The sequence below is a fragment of the Trichocoleus sp. ST-U2 genome (assembly GCF_039961875.1).
In the GTDB taxonomy this organism is placed as follows: domain Bacteria; phylum Cyanobacteriota; class Cyanobacteriia; order Cyanobacteriales; family FACHB-T130; genus FACHB-T130.
This window is the reverse complement of the sequence record NZ_JAMPJY010000037.1, coordinates 44,756-61,660: the sequence shown is the minus strand read 5'-3', so window position 1 is coordinate 61,660 and position 16,905 is coordinate 44,756. Positions and strand designations below refer to the sequence as shown.

The 16,905-nt window shown below is 48.2% G+C and carries 11 protein-coding genes; 6 read left to right on the top strand and 5 right to left on the bottom strand.

Annotation, left to right across the window (positions count from 1 at the left end):
* Nucleotides 1-210 precede the first annotated feature (210 nt).
* The 4 genes from NC996_RS21040 to NC996_RS21025 all read left to right on the top strand — a co-directional run bounded on the left by NC996_RS21040 (nt 211) and on the right by NC996_RS21025 (nt 3,860).
* Nucleotides 211-567: a hypothetical protein gene (locus NC996_RS21040; RefSeq protein WP_190684350.1), complete on the top strand. Its 357-nt coding sequence runs from the start codon at nt 211-213 to the stop codon at nt 565-567.
* Between the two features lie 45 nt (nt 568-612).
* The gene (locus NC996_RS21035) at nt 613-1,776 is read left to right on the top strand and encodes a GuaB3 family IMP dehydrogenase-related protein (RefSeq protein WP_190412217.1); all 1,164 of its coding nucleotides are present in this window, start codon (nt 613-615) and stop codon (nt 1,774-1,776) included.
* Between the two features lie 314 nt (nt 1,777-2,090).
* On the top strand, nt 2,091-2,414 hold the full coding sequence (gene trxA / locus NC996_RS21030) for a thioredoxin (protein ID WP_190412216.1): 324 nt from the start codon (nt 2,091-2,093) through the stop codon (nt 2,412-2,414).
* A 375-nt stretch (nt 2,415-2,789) separates the two neighbouring features.
* Complete coding sequence (locus NC996_RS21025) at nt 2,790-3,860, top strand: LOG family protein (protein WP_190412215.1); 1,071 nt, start codon at nt 2,790-2,792, stop codon at nt 3,858-3,860.
* A gap of 25 nt (nt 3,861-3,885) precedes the next feature.
* On the opposite strand, the gene NC996_RS21020 is transcribed toward NC996_RS21025, so the two are convergent.
* A complete protein-coding gene (locus NC996_RS21020) occupies nt 3,886-5,874 on the bottom strand; it encodes a pentapeptide repeat-containing protein (protein ID WP_190684347.1) in 1,989 nt (662 codons plus the stop codon).
* Nucleotides 5,875-5,997: 123 nt separating this feature from the next.
* The gene (locus NC996_RS21015; protein ID WP_242037499.1) at nt 5,998-7,554 is read right to left on the bottom strand and encodes a serine/threonine-protein kinase; all 1,557 of its coding nucleotides are present in this window, start codon (nt 7,552-7,554) and stop codon (nt 5,998-6,000) included.
* A 471-nt stretch (nt 7,555-8,025) separates the two neighbouring features.
* On the opposite strand from NC996_RS21015, the gene NC996_RS21010 reads away from it, so the two are divergent.
* On the top strand, nt 8,026-8,982 hold the full coding sequence (locus NC996_RS21010) for a glycosyltransferase (protein ID WP_190684360.1): 957 nt from the start codon (nt 8,026-8,028) through the stop codon (nt 8,980-8,982).
* A 62-nt stretch (nt 8,983-9,044) separates the two neighbouring features.
* Nucleotides 9,045-9,713 carry a hypothetical protein gene (locus tag NC996_RS21005; RefSeq protein ID WP_190684344.1) on the top strand — a complete coding sequence of 223 codons (669 nt, stop codon included), beginning with the start codon at nt 9,045-9,047 and terminating at the stop codon, nt 9,711-9,713.
* A 22-nt stretch (nt 9,714-9,735) separates the two neighbouring features.
* Here NC996_RS21005 and NC996_RS21000 read toward each other — a convergent pair whose 3' ends face one another.
* From NC996_RS21000 to NC996_RS20990, 3 genes are read right to left on the bottom strand one after another with little or no spacing between them, the layout of a single operon-like run.
* A complete protein-coding gene (locus NC996_RS21000; RefSeq protein ID WP_190436035.1) occupies nt 9,736-12,123 on the bottom strand; it encodes a response regulator in 2,388 nt (795 codons plus the stop codon).
* A 2-nt stretch (nt 12,124-12,125) separates the two neighbouring features.
* Nucleotides 12,126-15,815, bottom strand: coding sequence for a response regulator (locus NC996_RS20995; protein WP_242037498.1), 3,690 nt, complete (start codon nt 15,813-15,815; stop codon nt 12,126-12,128).
* Entirely contained in the window at nt 15,800-16,600 is an 801-nt protein-coding gene (locus NC996_RS20990; RefSeq protein WP_190412211.1) for an alpha/beta hydrolase, read from the bottom strand. Before NC996_RS20990 ends, NC996_RS20995 begins: the two co-directional genes overlap by 16 nt.
* Nucleotides 16,601-16,905 lie beyond the last annotated feature (305 nt).

Here is a 16,905-nt window from a genome sequence, read left to right as displayed (position 1 = left end):
CGCCCGTCTGAAGGCGCTCGGATTGAGGACTTTCAACTGTTGGTAGAGCATGAGCAGATTCAGTAACGCTTACCTACTTTTGGCTCATTTTCTTGATTCATGCAAGAGGTCTAATGATGTGAACTTTGTACAAAATAATCGGTGCTGAGCGCTTTTTTGAGAATGCGATAGCGAAGCGCTGACTTGTCAGTTCGCGCTTTTGCAAACTTCATGCCCCTTTCCCTTGCACCAGTAGTTCTAGGGCATCCCTCTACACAAAGTAATGGTGATTTCGTAGCTTTTGCACCAAGCGATTTAGCATTCCATTTGCATTTTTGCGCTCATCTCCGTTACCTCTTCTCCCCGTTGAGTCAGCAGTGTATCTGCGGGATTGCCACAGGTGCAGCGATTCTCGGCTACCTGTCCCAGATGCTCAACAACAACGAAAATGATGAGGATGAAAATAAACACGAGAAATCACTGAACCTGAAACAAAGAAGCGATCGCTCCATAATCCCACTAGACTCAACCAAGGATGCGATCGCCCAAACTAACTTGACCACCCGCCCCAAACAAATTCCCCATTGAATTTGATACTCTAACTTAAATAGTCTTGGGAACGGGAAGTTAAGAGTGGATATTCAAATTGGGCGGGGTAAGACAGCTCGCCGAGCATATGGCATCGATGAAATCGCGCTAGTGCCTGGAAATCGGACACTAGACCCCAGTTTGGCAGATACCCGCTGGCGCATCGGCGGCATCGAGCGAGAAATACCGATTATTGCCAGTGCGATGGATGGGGTAGTAGATGTCCGCATGGCAGTTTTACTCTCTCAACTGGGGGCATTAGGCGTCCTCAACTTAGAAGGAATTCAAACTCGCTATGAAAACCCAGAGCCGATTTTAGATCGCATCGCCTCTGTGGGCAAAGAAGAGTTTGTCGCGCTGATGCAAGAACTCTATGCAGAACCCGTTAAGGAAGAATTAATCGAACGACGGATTCAAGAAATTAAGCAACAAGGCGGCATCGCAGCCGTCAGCGCCACACCAGCGGGAGCGACAAAGTACGGCGCAGCGGTGGCAAAAGCGGGTGCAGACTTGTTCTTTGTGCAAGCGACGGTGGTTTCCACCGCTCACCTCTCGCCTGAGTCAGTGACACCCCTGGATTTGGCTCACTTCTGTCAAGAAATGCCCATCCCGGTCATTTTAGGGAACTGCGTCACCTACGACGTGACGCTGAACTTAATGAAGGCGGGTGCCGCTGGCGTGCTGGTGGGGATTGGTCCCGGTGCCGCTTGTACCTCTCGCGGCGTTTTGGGAGTAGGGATTCCCCAAGCAACCGCGGTTGCCGACTGTGCAGCCGCTCGCGATGACTATTTCCACGAAACTGGCAACTATGTCCCCGTGATTGCCGATGGCGGTTTAATCACTGGCGGCGATATCTGCAAGTCGCTTGCCTGCGGTGCTGACGGCGTGATGATTGGTTCTCCGTTTGCCAGAGCCAAAGAAGCACCCGGACGGGGGTATCATTGGGGGATGGCAACACCTAGCCCCGTTCTCCCTCGTGGTACACGCATTCGCGTCGGCACGACGGGAACGTGCGAACAAATCCTGCGCGGCCCCGCTGGTCTGGATGATGGCACCCATAACCTGCTGGGAGCCTTGAGAACCAGTATGGGCACGCTGGGAGCCAAAGATATCAAGGAGATGCAGCAAGTTGAAGTCGTTATCGCACCCTCTTTGCTGACCGAAGGGAAGGTCTACCAGAAAGCACAGCAGTTGGGAATGGGTAAATAAACTCACTGACTCATTTGCGTTCCTTAAGAAATTCCGGACTCCTGCTTAGAGGGCTGGAAAATCTAAAGCTGTCGCTTAGAATAGAGAAAGCGGAGACGAATGTTTCCGTTCACTCCTCACACCACACTCCGCCCGGACTACTGTTCGGGCGGTTCCTTTTTTGGGGTTAAAATCACCGCCAGCCAGCCAGCAGTCAAACCCACTGACTCGTCAATTATGTCTAAATGTATACCTTTTGAGTCAGAAAATGTCTGTTTTGCCTATGGTAGAATTTGCTAAAAATTAGAAACTGTTACGCTTAAGGATTTCTAGGCATGTCATCAGCCGCACAAGTTACAGACGCTTCGTTTAAACAAGAAGTACTTGACAGTGAAGTTCCCGTTCTAGTAGATTTCTGGGCACCCTGGTGCGGACCTTGCCGGATGGTTGCGCCTGTGGTGGATGAAATTGCCCAGCAGTACGACGGTCAAGTAAAAGTAGTCAAACTCAATACCGATGAAAACCCTAACGTTGCCAGCCAGTATGGGATTCGCAGCATTCCCACGCTCATGATTTTTAAAGGCGGTCAACGGGTGGATATGGTGGTGGGAGCGGTTCCCAAAACCACTTTGGCAAATACTTTGGAAAAGTATCTCTAACCAACTTTTTCCCAGCAAGAATGGATAAACCGTCAGCATAGTTACCTATTTTTGCGGGAAATCGCTGCTTATCAACCCAGACTCTCTAAGTTGAGTTGACAGTTCTGCTTGTCATTTGTCTTTTTTACTCGCCTTCTTGAACTATTCAGTAGGTTGTTTTAAATAACGAAAGATATGCACGATCTGAAAAAACCCGTTTTCTTGTAGAAAACGGGTTTTTTTGAGGAGTTCCGCCCCCTTAATGGAAGCTTCAACCTTTCTGTTAGACAGGCGCTGAAAGCCGGTTGGGGAGAAAATCGTATAGGATGATACCAGTAGCGGCGATGCTGGGGCGAATCCCGTTAGAATAGAGTGCCGCTGGTGCTTGCATAAATTATGACCATCACTCCTCCTTCTAATGCCCTTGAGTCACTGCAATCAGACGTAGCCGATCTAATTCACCAGCTACCGAACCTGAAACACGGAAAATGGATACAACGGGCGCTGTCAGTGCTGGTGCGACTGGCTGGAGAGGAAATCGACCGGCTGGACTGGAAAATCTTGAGCGCTTCTATGCAAGATATGGAGCGGGCATTTCAAGTTTTTTATCCTTATCGACACGTCCGCAAAGTAACGATTTTTGGTTCGGCTCGCCTTGCCTCTGATAGTCCCGAATACCTCATGGCGGTTGAGTTTGCTCGCCGTGTCACCCAGCTCGGTTATATGGTGATGACGGGTGCCGGTGGGGGGATTATGCAGGCGGGAAACGAAGGCGCGGGAGCTGAAAAATCGTTTGGTTTGAATATTCAGCTACCTTTTGAGCAGGGAGCAAACCCGTTTATTGAAGGCGACCCCAAGCTGATTCCTTTTAAGTATTTTTTCACCCGGAAGCTGTTTTTCTTGCGAGAAAGCGATGCGATCGCTCTCTTTCCCGGTGGCTTTGGCACGCAGGATGAAGCCTTGGAGTGTTTGACGCTTTGCCAGACGGGAAGATATGGTCCTGTGCCGATGGTCTTAATTGACCGTCCTGGCGGCGATTACTGGTCGTCCTGGGATGCTTATGTTCGCAAGCATTTAGTCGAACCCGGTTTAGTGAGTCATGACGATCCAAACCTGTATACCATTACAGATAACTTAGATGTCGCTTGTGAAGCGATCAATCGCTTTTACCGGGTTTATCACTCCAGCCGTTATGTTGAGGATAAATTTGTTCTGCGTCTTAAGTCGGAAATATCGGATGCAGCGGTTGAACAGCTGAATGCTGATTTCAGCGACATCTTGGTGAAGGGAAGAATTGAAAAAACTCAGGCATTACCCCAAGAAGCAGTCGATGAAACATTGGATTTACCTCGTCTGGTTTTGTACTTCAACCAACGGGATTTGGGGCGCTTGTACCAGATGATTTCTACGATTAACCAGATGGTGACTCCTCCACCCTCTGTAGCAGCGCATCCAGAGCTTAAGTAATGGGTTCAGTCAACTTAAATGTTGATTACTTGTGAATGCTACCATCGGGCATTCTTGTGTTTGTCAGGTCAGTCTGGTGTAGCTTGGTCTGGTTCAAGTTGGCACGGCTCAAGTTAGTCTGTTTTAAGTTAGCGTAACTCAGGTCAGCATACTCCAGGTTTGCTTGGCTCAGGTTCGCCTGACTCAGATTCACTTGGTTGAGATTGGCACCTCTCAGATTAGACTGCGTTAGAGTGGCATAACTCAAATTAGCAAACTTTAGGTTGGCGCGGCTGAGGTTGGACCCAGTCAGCTTAGCAAAACTCAAATCAGCCGACTCTAGGTTTACACCGATTAAATTGGCACCGAATAGCTGACTCAAGCTTAAGTTTGCATCTTTGAGATTGGCACCGCTGAGGTTGGCACCGCTGAGGTTGACCTCTTTGAGATTGGCATTGCTGAGGTTGGCATGAGCAAGGTTGGCACCACTGAGGTCGGCACCGTATAAGCTGGCACCCACTAAAGCTGCATCATTAAGATTGGCACTACTTAAGTTAGCGTTCCTTAAGTTAGCACCCCCTAAGTCAGCACCGCTTAAGTTAGCATCTGTGAGGCTGGCGCTGCCTAGATTAGCAGTCTGGAGGCGCACCAGTTTCAGAGTTGCTCCTCTCAAATTGCCATACCTCAGGTCAACGCCTGTTAAGTCAGCACCGCTGAGTTCGGCACTGCTCAGGTTGGCATTGTATAGGGAGGCACATCCCAGATTAGCTTCACTTAAGTTAGCTTGGCTCAAGTTGGCATCTTTAAAATCGGCACAATCACTTCGGCTTGATTGACCCGAACTTGACTGCACTTCAACTAAACTGGCTCCCCTCAGGTCAGCACTGCTTAGGGATACACCCGCGAGGTTTGCCTGATTCAACGTCGCATTTCTGAGTTCAGCACCCTTCAGGTTCGCTTTTATCAACTTGGCTTCGCTTAAGTCGGCACCATTCAGACTTGCTCCAGCTAAGTTGGCACCGCTTAAATCGCATCCTCGACACTGTTTTGTTTTGAGCAACTGCCGAAGGTGCTGTTTTCTCAACTGCGTGATTTGATGTTCTTGGAATAGACGAGTCACGGTGTTGAGAGTGACAAAACTTAGGGTTAGCAATGCTACAGCTGCCAGCACCCCTTGTTTTGTAGGACGCAGGAGAATCTTGGGAATTGTGGTACGGCGGACTACATCAATCGGCTTGAGTGCTTCCAGAGCAGTGACCGCATTGGGATAGCGATTTTTACAGTTGGGTGCCGTCATTTTTTCCAACCAGCGGATAAACTGTGGATTCAGTTTTGGCACCATCTGCTTAAAATCGATCCGATAAGCTTCATCAACTAAATTGCCAATTTCAGTGGATTTGGTTTGGGTAAGCAAGCAAACCAGCGTTGCACCGAGACTATATAAGTCAGATGCTTGGGTGAGTTGACGATTGAACACCTGTTCTGGCGGCATAAATCCCAACGTGCCTTTGACGGTGCTGCTGGCGGCGACTTCCCCACCTCCAATGCGAGCCAAGCCAAAATCTACCAGGTAAACCTTCAATTGTTCATCCACTAAGATATTTTCCGGCTTAATATCTCGATGGATAATTGAGGGATTTTGCTGTTGTAAGTAGACTAAAACTTCTAACAGGGCAACGGCAATTAGCTTGACTTCCTGTGGGGTAAAGTGACGTGACGCAGACAGGGAGGAAGCGGGTTTATATTCTTGAACCAGGCAAAAGCCAGTGGGAGTTTCAAAGGAATCAAGGTACTGGGGAATGTTGGGATGATTCAGACAGCGCAGTAGTTGAATTTCTTGCTCGTAAGCATCATAATCTGACCAGCTGGCACCGGATTGGGCAAACTGAAACTGCTTAATCACAACGTGCTGATGGGTTTTTTCCCTCGTTGCCAGACTCGTTGCCAGATAAGTGACTCGACCCCCGGCGCGATTTTGTCCTAGCTCTCGTTCTACTTGATAGCCTTGGCTAGAAAAGTCTGCTAAATTACCCATGAGCCTACCTATCGATAGATGTAGGTGGTGAGTCTTTTATAACAGATGGCTGCAAAAGTAACGGATGCGATCGCTCTGTTTTTGCTATCATCCAGATTGCTCGTTGGAACCACTTGCATTAAGCTATCGATGAACCGAGCCATCGGGCATGATGGTGGCTGTCAGCTTGGCTCCGGTTATCGTGACACCCTCTAAGTTGGCATCTTTGAGGTTCGCTCCCCTGAGGTCAGCACCCGTCAAGTCGGCACCCTCAAGGTCAGCCGCTTCCAGATTGGCATCCCTGAGTTTGACTCCTCTCAGGTCGGCACTCCCCAAGTAAGCATCCTGGAGGTCGGCACCTTCGAGGTTGGCACCCCTGAACTTAACAATGGTTAAATCGGCAACTGCCAAGTAAGCATTCCTGAGGTCGGCACCCGTCAAGTCGGCACCGATGAGGTTAGCACCCCTGAGATAGGCATCTCGAAGGTTGGCACCCGTTAGATAGGCGTTACTCAAATCGGCTCGACTCAGATGAACATAGCTTAAGTCGCATCTGTCACAGTGGTTAGTTTCCAACAACTGCCTGACGAGATCCGCTTTAACTAAACTGGGTCTGTCTTTGACCGTGGCAAACCCCAGGGATGTTAACACTAATCCAGCGGCAAGAATCTTAGTTTTTGTGGGACGGTCTAGAGTTCCGAATGCCTTGGCATAGTGGACAATATCACTTGGCTTGAGTACGCGGCGGCGAACACCAATCGACCTCAGAGCTTCTAGGGCATCCACTGCACGCTCGAAGCGATTTTTGAGGCTGGGTGCCGTCATTTTTGAGAGCCAGTCTACAAATTGCCGACTCAGATGCGGCACCATCTGCTTAAAATCGATCCGATAAGCTTCATCAACTAAATTGCCAATTTCCGTAGATTTGGTTTGGGTGAGCAAGCAAATCAGCGTCGCGCCGAGACTATATAAGTCAGATGCTTGGGTGAGTTGGCGATTGAACACCTGTTCTGGCGGCATAAATCCCAACGTGCCTTTGACGGTACTGCTGGCGGCGACTTCCCCACCTCCGATGCGAGCCAAGCCAAAATCTACCAGGTAAACCTTCAGTTGTTCATCCACTAAGATATTTTCCGGCTTAATATCTCGATGAATAATCGGGGGATTTTGCTGTTGTAAGTAGACTAAAACTTCTAACAGGGCAATGGCAATTTGCTTGACTTCCTCTGGGGTAAAGTGACGCGATGTAGAGACACAGGGAGCCGGTTTATATTCTTGAACCAGGCAAAAGCCAGTGGGAGTTTCAAAGGAATCGAGGTACTGGGGAATGCTGGGTGAGTTCAGCTGCTGTAGCACCTTAATTTCTTGCTCGTAAGCTTGATAGTCTGACCAGCGGGCACCCGACTGGGCAAACTGAAATTGCTTGATAACGACGCGCTGCTGTGTATTGGTACGGCTTGCCAGGTAAGTAACTCGACCCCCGCAAGGGTTGTGCCCTAGCTCTCTTTCGATTTGATAGCCTAAATCGGAAAAATCTGGGAATTCGCTCATGATGGTTAGGCGACGATAACCCCTACAAGTATCGCTACGCGGTAAGCGCAGCGTGCTGTAGGCTTTGGCACTTTTCCCACTATAGCTGCCTGTAAAAGCAGATGATGGGACATCGCTCCGACTCACTGGCGGCAGCGTCTCTAACAGCAATAGAAACTTCTTTCCTTAACTGAGTTCCCCAAAACCTGCCGAAGTTATCATCCCTAAAAGCACGGTGAGTTCATGGTTGATACTGTAGAATCGGGTTTCCGAGCGATCGCGTCTTTTGTGAAATTTGTTTGTATTTAATGATACAAACCGATGAATTGATAGCGAGTTGCCGATATCTTTACGAAAACTTTAAGAAGATTATCCGGGATATACATTTTCTTCACCTTATCTTGATGCTTTCTTCAAAAAAATTGCTTAAGATAAGTGTTTATACGGATAAATTTTGCAAGTCTATTCTCTATCTACGGGTAGATGTTAGTGTACTTACGTAAGTAAAATCGGCTAATTCATCCCCCTAAGGGCTGAAAAAGTAAACGAACGGATTGAAAAAGTACCTGACTTTTGTGGCTTAAGTAGAAAGCTGCGCTGATAACAAATAACTTTATAACGGCTCAGGAGCTGCTCTATATGCTGAAATTTAGCATCGTAATTACAACCTATAATCGTTTACCGCTGCTACGACGGGCGATTGAATCAGCGCTGGCACAAACGATGCCCTGCGAAGTGGTAGTAGCAGATGACTGTTCCACGGACGGTACCGAAGAATATGTCCGCAGCTTGGGCGATCGCGTGGTTTACTACCGCAACCCAGTCAATAGCGGTCACTCCGCTACCGTAAACGCTGGGGTTGCCGTGGCAACGGGAGACTGGATCAAACCGCTGGATGATGATGACTATCTGGCACCCAATTGTGTCTGGGAAATGGTAAAAGCGATCGCTCAACGTCCTCAAGCAGCGATTTGCTCGTGTCAAGCCGTTCAAGTTGATGTCAACGGTGAAGAAGTTACCCGCACCAAGCCGAGCGGTCCTGGCAAACTATTTTACGTGAAACAAGAGGATATCCACTATGGGATGTTGATGGAAGTGGTTCCTTTTGGGACACCCGTTCAAGTTGCTTTCAAAAAAGATGCCTTTCTCAAGTCAGGCGGTTGGGATTCGGCTTTAGATGGTAACTGCGATGACATCGACTCTTGGGTGAAAATTGCCCAATATGGGGATGCCGCATTTGTTAATCAGTATCTTACCTTCCGGACATTATGGCCGGGTGGATGCAATCAGAAGTTTTCACTGCAAAAACGGTTAGAAACCAATATCTTAATCAAGGAAAGAATCTACCCGTTAGTGCATGAAAAATATCGCTCATCTATTCCGAAACTTGAGGAAATTAAGGCGTTTCTCAAACTGCATTGGAGTTTGGTAGGACTCAAGCAAGGAAAAATCTTAATGGCACTCAAGATGGCATATCCAGCCATGTTTTCGCTTGCCGCCTGGATTTCTTTAGCGAGAGTTACTTATTCCAGAAAAATCAATTCTCAGGCTCCTACCGTGCCTCAAGAAGTTGTAACCTACAGAACGGCTTCTATTTAAACTGTAGCCGGTACAATCAGTTATCAGCTATGTTAAATAGGTGATAACTGATTTGAATAAGAATGCAGCTTCACGTATTTAATAAAATCTTGCAAGAAAGTAAAAAGCAAATAGAAGCCGATCGCCCGATCCTCTTCTTGAATGGCGGAACTGTATTAGTATTTTTGGCGCTGTCAGTTTACGCAAAATTTCTGGGAAAAGGTCAAGGGATTGAATTTCTTTTTGCAGATCCCTTCTCAATCCGACGACCCTACTACGGCTTATTAACGAGTGTCTCTGAAGTGTTATGGTGCCTTTCAGGTACAGTTTGTTTGTTTAGCTTTAGCTTGCTAAACATAATTTCTCCCAATCGCAAAGCAAATCTATTTATCTTATGTTCTGCGATTGGGATTTTTGTTTTATTAGCCGACGATTTATTTCGGATTACCTTAATTTTGAGAGATGTAGCTAAGGTGCCCAAAGGGGTGATGTACTTAGTATACGGTACTGGCGCGATCGCTTATGGTTTATGCTTCTGGCGCAAACTTTTATCAACGCCTTATGTATTGCTGATAATTGCGGGTATCTTATTTGGCATTTCTGGCTTAGTGGACATCTTGCACATCAAAGGAAATGGTACTCCGGCAATGCTAGAAGATGGCACGAAGTTACTGGGAATCCTCAATATCGCATTTTACTTTTGGTACGTTTGTCGTCAGGAAATCATGCAGAGAAAGTATGGCATCAGTTGAGCAGTTGCTGTTAAGTCTTGCATTAGATGATTACCTCATGTAAGGCTTTCAACAACTCTTCTGTAGTGTAGGGTTTTGACAAAACGGTTGTGACCCCAGCGCGAGCCAGCTCACTCACCCTATCGTTAGATAAGAGTCCGCTAACCGCAATAATTTTAACTTGCGGGTTAATTTTTTGTAGCGTGCGAATCGTTGTTGGCCCGTCCATAGACGGCATCATCATATCGAGGAGTACAACACTAATTTCCGTTTTATGCTGGGCATACAGTACGACTGCCTCAATCCCATCGCTCGCAGTTAAAACTTTATAGCCATAAGTTTCTAGAGATGCTTGAGTCACTTGAGAAATTGAAGCTTCGTCATCAACAACCAGAATACACTCGCCGTTTCCAGTTAACAGATTAGATGGTTTTTTTAGAGCTTGCGATGTTAATTCTCCCTCGATTGCTGGCAAGTAGATCTTAAATTCTGTGCCTTTTCCCACTTCGCTATATACATTCAAAAAACCACCGTGGCTTTTGATGATGCCAAGAACAGTTGAAAGACCCAGACCCGTACCTTTGCCAATTTCTTTAGTTGTGAAAAATGGCTCAAAGATTCTATCAAGCATCTCAGTAGGCATTCCCACTCCACTATCAGAGACACTAATCACAATATGGGCACCCACTTTTGCACCTGAGTTCATCCTGGCATAGTTTTCATCAATTACTGTATTGTCGGCGGAAATCTTCAACGTCCCGCCATCTGGCATGGCATCACGAGCATTGACGCAAAGATTGATCAGTACCTGATGTAGTTGAGTAGCATCGCCAGAAACAGGCCACAGCTCTCTTGTCTGGATATGCGTATGAATCTCGATTGATTTAGGGAAAGTTTCATTTGCGATCTTCGCAATCTCGTAAATTAGGTGCCCGACTTGGAGATTTGTCCGTTCGCCTTCCATGCCTCGCGCAAAAGAAAGCACCTGTTTAACTAAATCAGCTCCGCGTTTGGCATTCGTTTCGAGGATGGAAAGCAGCTGTTGACTCTGGCGATCCTGGATCTTGATTTGCAGAAGTTGAACTGACATCAAAATAGGCGCTAGCACATTGTTTAAATCGTGGGCAATGCCGCTAGCCAGCGTTCCTAAGCTTTCCATACGCTGAGCGCGGAGAAACTGCCTTTCTAGTTGTTTTTTTTCGGTTATATTGGTGTTGACAATCAGAATTGCTTTTGGGTTTTCCGCCTCATCGCGCACGAGCGTCCAGCGACTTTCAACAATGATTTCTCGACCAGATTTGGTCATTTGATACAACTCCCCATACCACTCTCCTTCCTCGATGAGAGTTTTTTGGGCGGCTCGAAGTTTTAGTGAAATTTGCTTATGCAACAGCTCAGCAGTGTTATTGCCGAGGGCTTCTTCTTGCTTCCAGCCATAGAGACGTTCCGCACCTTGGTTCCAAAATAAGATTTGGTTGTCTAGATTTTGAACCAGAATTGCATCTGTGGCGATATCCAGTAGAGCCGCTTGTTCGCAAATTTTTTGTTCCGAGTGCTTGCGCTCGGTGATGTCCATGTTGATGCCGTTCACACGGATGGGTTTGCCGGTTTGGTCGTAATAAACTTGACCTTTGCTGGCTATCCAATGAACGCTACCATCCGACCAAATAATCCGGTATTCGATGTCATAGTCCGCTCCTTCTTCCACGGGGCGTACTAAAGCTTGAGTGACTAATTCTAGGTCTTGAGGATGGATTTTGGTGAGGAAGCTTTGATAGGTGCCGTCAAAGGAACCTGGGGGAAGACCAAAATTCGCTTCTGCGGTTGCGGAGAAAACAACTTTGCCGTTATGGATATTCCAGTCCCAGGTGCCCATGTGGGCAGCTTCTAGGGCTAACCTTAGTCGCTCCTCGCTCATTTGTGCCCGCTCAGTTTGCTGTCGCAATTCCTCTGTTGCTTGGCTAGCTTGGAGGACACGACGCACGCGCTGGCGCAGAACTGCCCAGTGAATCGGCTTGGTAATGTAATCAATGGCACCTGCCTCAAATGCTTGATCGACCGATTCTTGATCTTCAAGAGCTGTAATCATCAATACGGGTGTGTTCCGCGATCCTCCAGGGGGGCGACTTTTTTCAGCGGTTCCCGTCGCTGTAGGAGAATCGCCAAACTTCTCTCCACGAGAATCGCCCTCTGGAAGGGTACGCAATAGATGACAGCAGGTAAAACCATCCATCACTGGCATCATGGCATCCAGCAGCACAATATCTGGGTGTAGGCGCGTGTAGGCGGCTAAACCTTCCTCTCCGTCGCTTGCTTCTGCTACCTCGTATCCGGCTTGTTCCATCGCTCGGCGAAGTTGAAGCCGCATGAATTTGTCGTCATCTACGACGAGGATGAGGGGAGTATGTTGATTAGCGTCGGTGGTGTTCATAGCTAATTTGGCTGGCGTTGAGAGTGCAAATCCGCCTTAACTTGTTCATACTCAGCTTCAAGCTGCGGCAATTTGTCTAATGCATTTTGAAGATTTCCAGTCCGAGCCATGATTTCTAACTCTTTACAGAGTTGGGCGAGGGTTGTGGCACCTAGGGTGGCACTGCTTGACTTGAGGGTGTGAGCGGTGCGTTGCAACTGGGGTGCATTTGCTTGGGCAACTGCGATCGCGATCGCTTCCAAGAGTTTTGGCGCATCGTCGAGGTAGCAATCGATCATCTCTCCTAAAATCGCCTCGGCATCTTCTTCACCGACCATTTTGCGAAATGATTGCAATACTTTGGCATCAATGGAAGTGCTGAGGGCTGAGGACTGAGGACTGAGTTGGGGAGTCGGAAGAGAGGGCTGAGGGGGTGACGGGATGACGGGAGGAATTCTTCTACTGTCGATAGAAGGACTGAGGACTGAGGGCTGAGGACTGAGTTGGGGAGTCGGAAGAGAGGGGTGCGGGGGTGACGGGATGACGGGGGGAATTCTTCTACTGTCTATTTCTTCCTCAGTCTGGACTAAGGCGCGATCGCTCTTGGATTCGCTAACGTGCTGCTTCGCTAACAATCCTGGTTCCTCAGCCTCGCTTAAAGGCTGACACTTGCTCAAAGCTTGGATGAGTTCCTCGGTTCGGATCGGTTTGCTCAGGTAGTCATCCATGCCTGCCTTGAGACATTCTTCTCGATCTCCTTGCATCGCATTCGCTGTCATGGCAACGATGCGGGGACGAGCAGCAGGCAACCATTCCCCAATGATGCGGCGAGTCGCTGTCAATCCATCCATTTCTGGCATCTGCACATCCATCAGTACCACGTCATAGGATTGGCGATGTAGAGCTTCTAGCACTTCTAATCCATTACTCGCAATATCTGCTCGATAGCCCATCTGGGATAGTAAATACAAGGCTACCTTTTGATTCACAATATTGTCTTCTGCTAACAGAATCCGCAGGGGAAATTGTACCCCTCGTTGGGGATTGATTGCCGGTATATTTGAGCGCGAGGGCTTTACCTGGATCGGCTGTTCCCCCAAGATATGGCTCAAGACATTATAGAGATGGGATTGTTTAACGGGTTTGGTGAGGAATGCCGCGAAATCGACGGCTTGGACATCATGACTCCTTTCTGGCCTGTCGATGGAGGTCAACACAATTAAGGGTAATTTTTCATAGTTAGGCAGCTGACGGATTTTAGCCGCTAAAGTCAGACCATCCATGTGTGGCATTTGCATATCCAGAATGGCGATATCAAACGGTTCCCCTAAGTTCAACCAGTCGAGGGCTTCAAAACCAGATTCAGCCGCCCAAGTCAGCATTCCCCAAGATTGGGCTTGTAGCGTCAATATTTGGCGATTTGTAGCGTTATCATCCACGATTAGGAGCCGCTTTTCATCTAACTGAGGTTGAGGATTTTGAGAAGCGATCGCAGAGACATTGAGAGCTGATGCCGCAACAATGGTGAAATAAAAAGTAGAGCCTACGTCTGGATGAGGGCTGTTAGCGACCGAGAGCGTAGCAGGGGATGTAGGCCCTAGCGGTTTTGCCGCAACGCTTTCGCCTTCTTGAAGGGGAGAATGAAATTCAGGGTTGCTCTTTGCACCCGGAGCTTTTTTTATTGTAGGTTGCCAGTTAGAAGGAGGATTTCCCGCGATCGCTCCCATACTCTCGACCCACATCTGACCGCCCATCATTTCGCTCAGATGATTGCTAATCGCGAGTCCCAACCCGGTTCCCCCATATTGGCGAGTTGTGGAAGCATCGACTTGACTGAAAGATTTGAACAGGCGGTCTATCCGGTTTGCGGGAATCCCAATGCCGGTGTCTTTAACCGCAAATTGGATTTGGTAATCGGGCAATGCGTGGGTTGGCTCGTGACTGATTTCCGATTCTTCCTGAGCGATCGCCTCTTTTGCACTGACCGATACAATTACCTCTCCAGTTTGAGTAAACTTGACCGCATTACTAAGCAAATTTACTAAAATTTGGCGCAACCGGCTGGCATCTCCCACAATCGAGAGCGGGGTTCCCGGATGAATTAAATATGCTAATTCCAGATTTTTTTCGGCTGCTTTGAAAGCTAATAAATCGAGGGCTTCTTCAACACAAACTCGCAAATTAAAAGAATGCTTTTCTAATTCCAGCTTGCCTGACTCAATTTTAGAAAGGTCAAGAATGTCGTTGATTAGCGTTAGCAATGCATCGCCACTGCTTTGGGTGGTTTCCACAAAATCTCGCTGCTGAGGAGTTAACTCAGTGTTGAGTAGCAGTCCCGTCATGCCGATAATTGCATTCATCGGGGTGCGGATTTCGTGGCTCATATTGGCGAGGAATTGGCTCTTAATGCGAGTTGCTGCTTCAGCTGCTGCTTTTGCCTTTTCCAGTTCCAAATTCGCCTGGGATAATTCCTGAGTACGCTCGACGAGTGCCAGTTGCGCGAAATATCGCTCGGTAATATCATCGAATATCCAGAGGCGACCGGGCACGTCGTGTATCCGCGTCGCCGTGCTAGAGATACTTAGGGTTTTTGGCGTGTCGCCTTTGAACACCCAGATCCAGTTGCGAATGACTGCTTGAGGTTGGGAAAAAAACTTTGCTGCCTGCGCCACGATTTCCTGTTGATTATCAGCGCTCGTGCGTAGCAATGCCATCGCCTGAGCTAGCACGGGGGGTTCTACAGCCCCTGGGGTGAGTCCCAGTTGCTCGGCAGCGGCTTGATTGATCCACCCTTGCTCCCCACTTTCATCTACAAATACCACTCCCTGATGGATTGTCTCTAACATGGCACCGAAGCGGGCTTGTAGATTCTCCAGCCGCAAGGTGGTATCGCTGAACTGTAGAAGGGTGCGTAACTCGCCAAGTAGCGACTCAATAAATTGGCGCAGACGTGGGGAGATACTGGTCTGGCGATGCCAGATCAGCAAAATTGCACCGCTATGGGGCGCTGATAAAGTCGTGCCCCTACCGGGATACTGAAATGGAAGGATGGCGAGGGATTGAGTCCCTTTAGCGACCAAGACATGAGAAGCACCGGGAGTAGCGGGGTAGTTTGGATAGTAGAGACAGCGATTTTGAGCGATCGCTTTCTCAAACAAGGTGGGCGTTGTCAGTTGATCTGGCAGCGCCTGCTGGGGAATACACACCAAGGCTTCAGCGGTGACATCATCAAGTTGGCGTAGCGCGATCGCTGCGTCGGCACAAACAAACTCCCGCAGTAAGATCAGGGCTTGCCGGATCGGTATATCGGGAGAATTTCTGGTATCGGTATTAGTAAGAGTAGTCAGCACCGATTGGGACGCCAACCGCCACTCGATTCCCCGCAGAAAAGAGCCTACAAATGTTCCGAACACAGCCACACTGCCCAGCTCAAGTGACTGGCGGGTTAGCCGCCAATCGCCATGTAGCAGTCCCAACAACAGAATACAAAGCCCTGCGGCGGGTGCGACTTGCACCGCTGGTAGGGGCAGTAGCGTGCATATTGTCAAGATGACTGGGGCGACCATCTGCATAGGCTTCCATCCATCCAGCACGCCCAGTCCTACGAAAAAGAGGGTTAGCCAGATTAGGACGGCTCTAAAGGTCGGTAGTCGGTCAGGAGGACAAAGCAGCAACCGCGATCGAAGAAGATTTAAGTTTAAGCGGCGATACATTGGGCAATTGCACTCGTTACCACGTCGGGAGCGCTGATATGCGGTAAGTGTCCTCTAGCAGCGATATTCATCAGCTTACCTTGAGGAATTTTATCTGCCATGTACTGACCAACTTCAGGCGGTACCGCAATATCATCGCTTGCCTGTAAAATCACAGTCGGTACATTCAATCGTGGTAAATCATCTCGGTGGTCAGACTGGAAAATCACTTTAGCGACCGCTTGCGCGATATCTGGACGGATAGCGGCTAGCGTATTAGCAAACTCCGCTGCCAATTCAGGTTTATCCTGAGTAGCCATTGCGATCGGCGCAAAACCGCTAGCCCAAGCATAGTAGTTGGTTGACATGGCTGCATAGAGTGTATCTAAGTCAGACTGCTCGAAGCCACCAACATATCCGTCATCGTTGAGATAACGGGGGGACGCATCTAGAAAGATCAGTTGGCTAAAGCAATCAGGCTCGACTAATGCTGCCAGTAAACTAACCATCCCACTGACCGAGTGCCCCACCAAGATGCTCTTGGTTAACTTTAACTCGGCACATAAATCCAGCAAATCCTCAGCATAGCTGTATAAGCTGCTGTAGCGGCGCGGACTATAGGCAGAAAAATCTGACTTACCTCCCCCTACATGGTCGAATAGTACAATGCGAAAATTAGGTGCGAAGGCTGCTACCTGATGTCGCCAAGCCGTCTGATCCGAGCCAAAACCGTGGGCAAAGATGATTGTCTGGCTGCCATCACCCAGCATCTGGACATTATTACGCTGCATGATGCTCGTTGCCATAGGTAGTTACTCCTTCTCTTTATTCCCTTAATGCAAGACAAAAACTGTACCGAAACCAAACTGAAAGACTTACCTCATTGAGGTTATATTTTAGCGTTCCCTAAAAGCTCAGACATATAACAGCAGTCATGCGAGAAGCTGTCAATTACTACACCGACTTTCTTAACGCGGTTCCCAAGCCCGATCTAAAGACAATAACCTAACGATCCTTTAAATATTTTAGGTTGAGGCATACTAAGCCTAATGCAAAAATAAACAGTAACGATAAAACGAACATAACTTAAGCTGACCTAATGACTAGATTA

Excerpts from the sequence above, each read along its gene's own strand:
- NC996_RS21040 (WP_190684350.1), top strand. The coding sequence starts at position 211 with ATGCCCCTTTCCCTTGCACCAGTAGTTCTAGGGCATCCCTCTACACAA.
- trxA (WP_190412216.1), top strand. The coding sequence starts at position 2,091 with ATGTCATCAGCCGCACAAGTTACAGACGCTTCGTTTAAACAAGAAGTA.
- NC996_RS21025 (WP_190412215.1), top strand. The coding sequence starts at position 2,790 with ATGACCATCACTCCTCCTTCTAATGCCCTTGAGTCACTGCAATCAGAC.
- NC996_RS21020 (WP_190684347.1), bottom strand. The coding sequence starts at position 5,874 with ATGGGTAATTTAGCAGACTTTTCTAGCCAAGGCTATCAAGTAGAACGA.
- NC996_RS21005 (WP_190684344.1), top strand. The coding sequence starts at position 9,045 with ATGCAGCTTCACGTATTTAATAAAATCTTGCAAGAAAGTAAAAAGCAA.
- NC996_RS21000 (WP_190436035.1), bottom strand. The coding sequence starts at position 12,123 with ATGAACACCACCGACGCTAATCAACATACTCCCCTCATCCTCGTCGTA.
- NC996_RS20995 (WP_242037498.1), bottom strand. The coding sequence starts at position 15,815 with ATGTATCGCCGCTTAAACTTAAATCTTCTTCGATCGCGGTTGCTGCTT.
- NC996_RS20990 (WP_190412211.1), bottom strand. The coding sequence starts at position 16,600 with ATGGCAACGAGCATCATGCAGCGTAATAATGTCCAGATGCTGGGTGAT.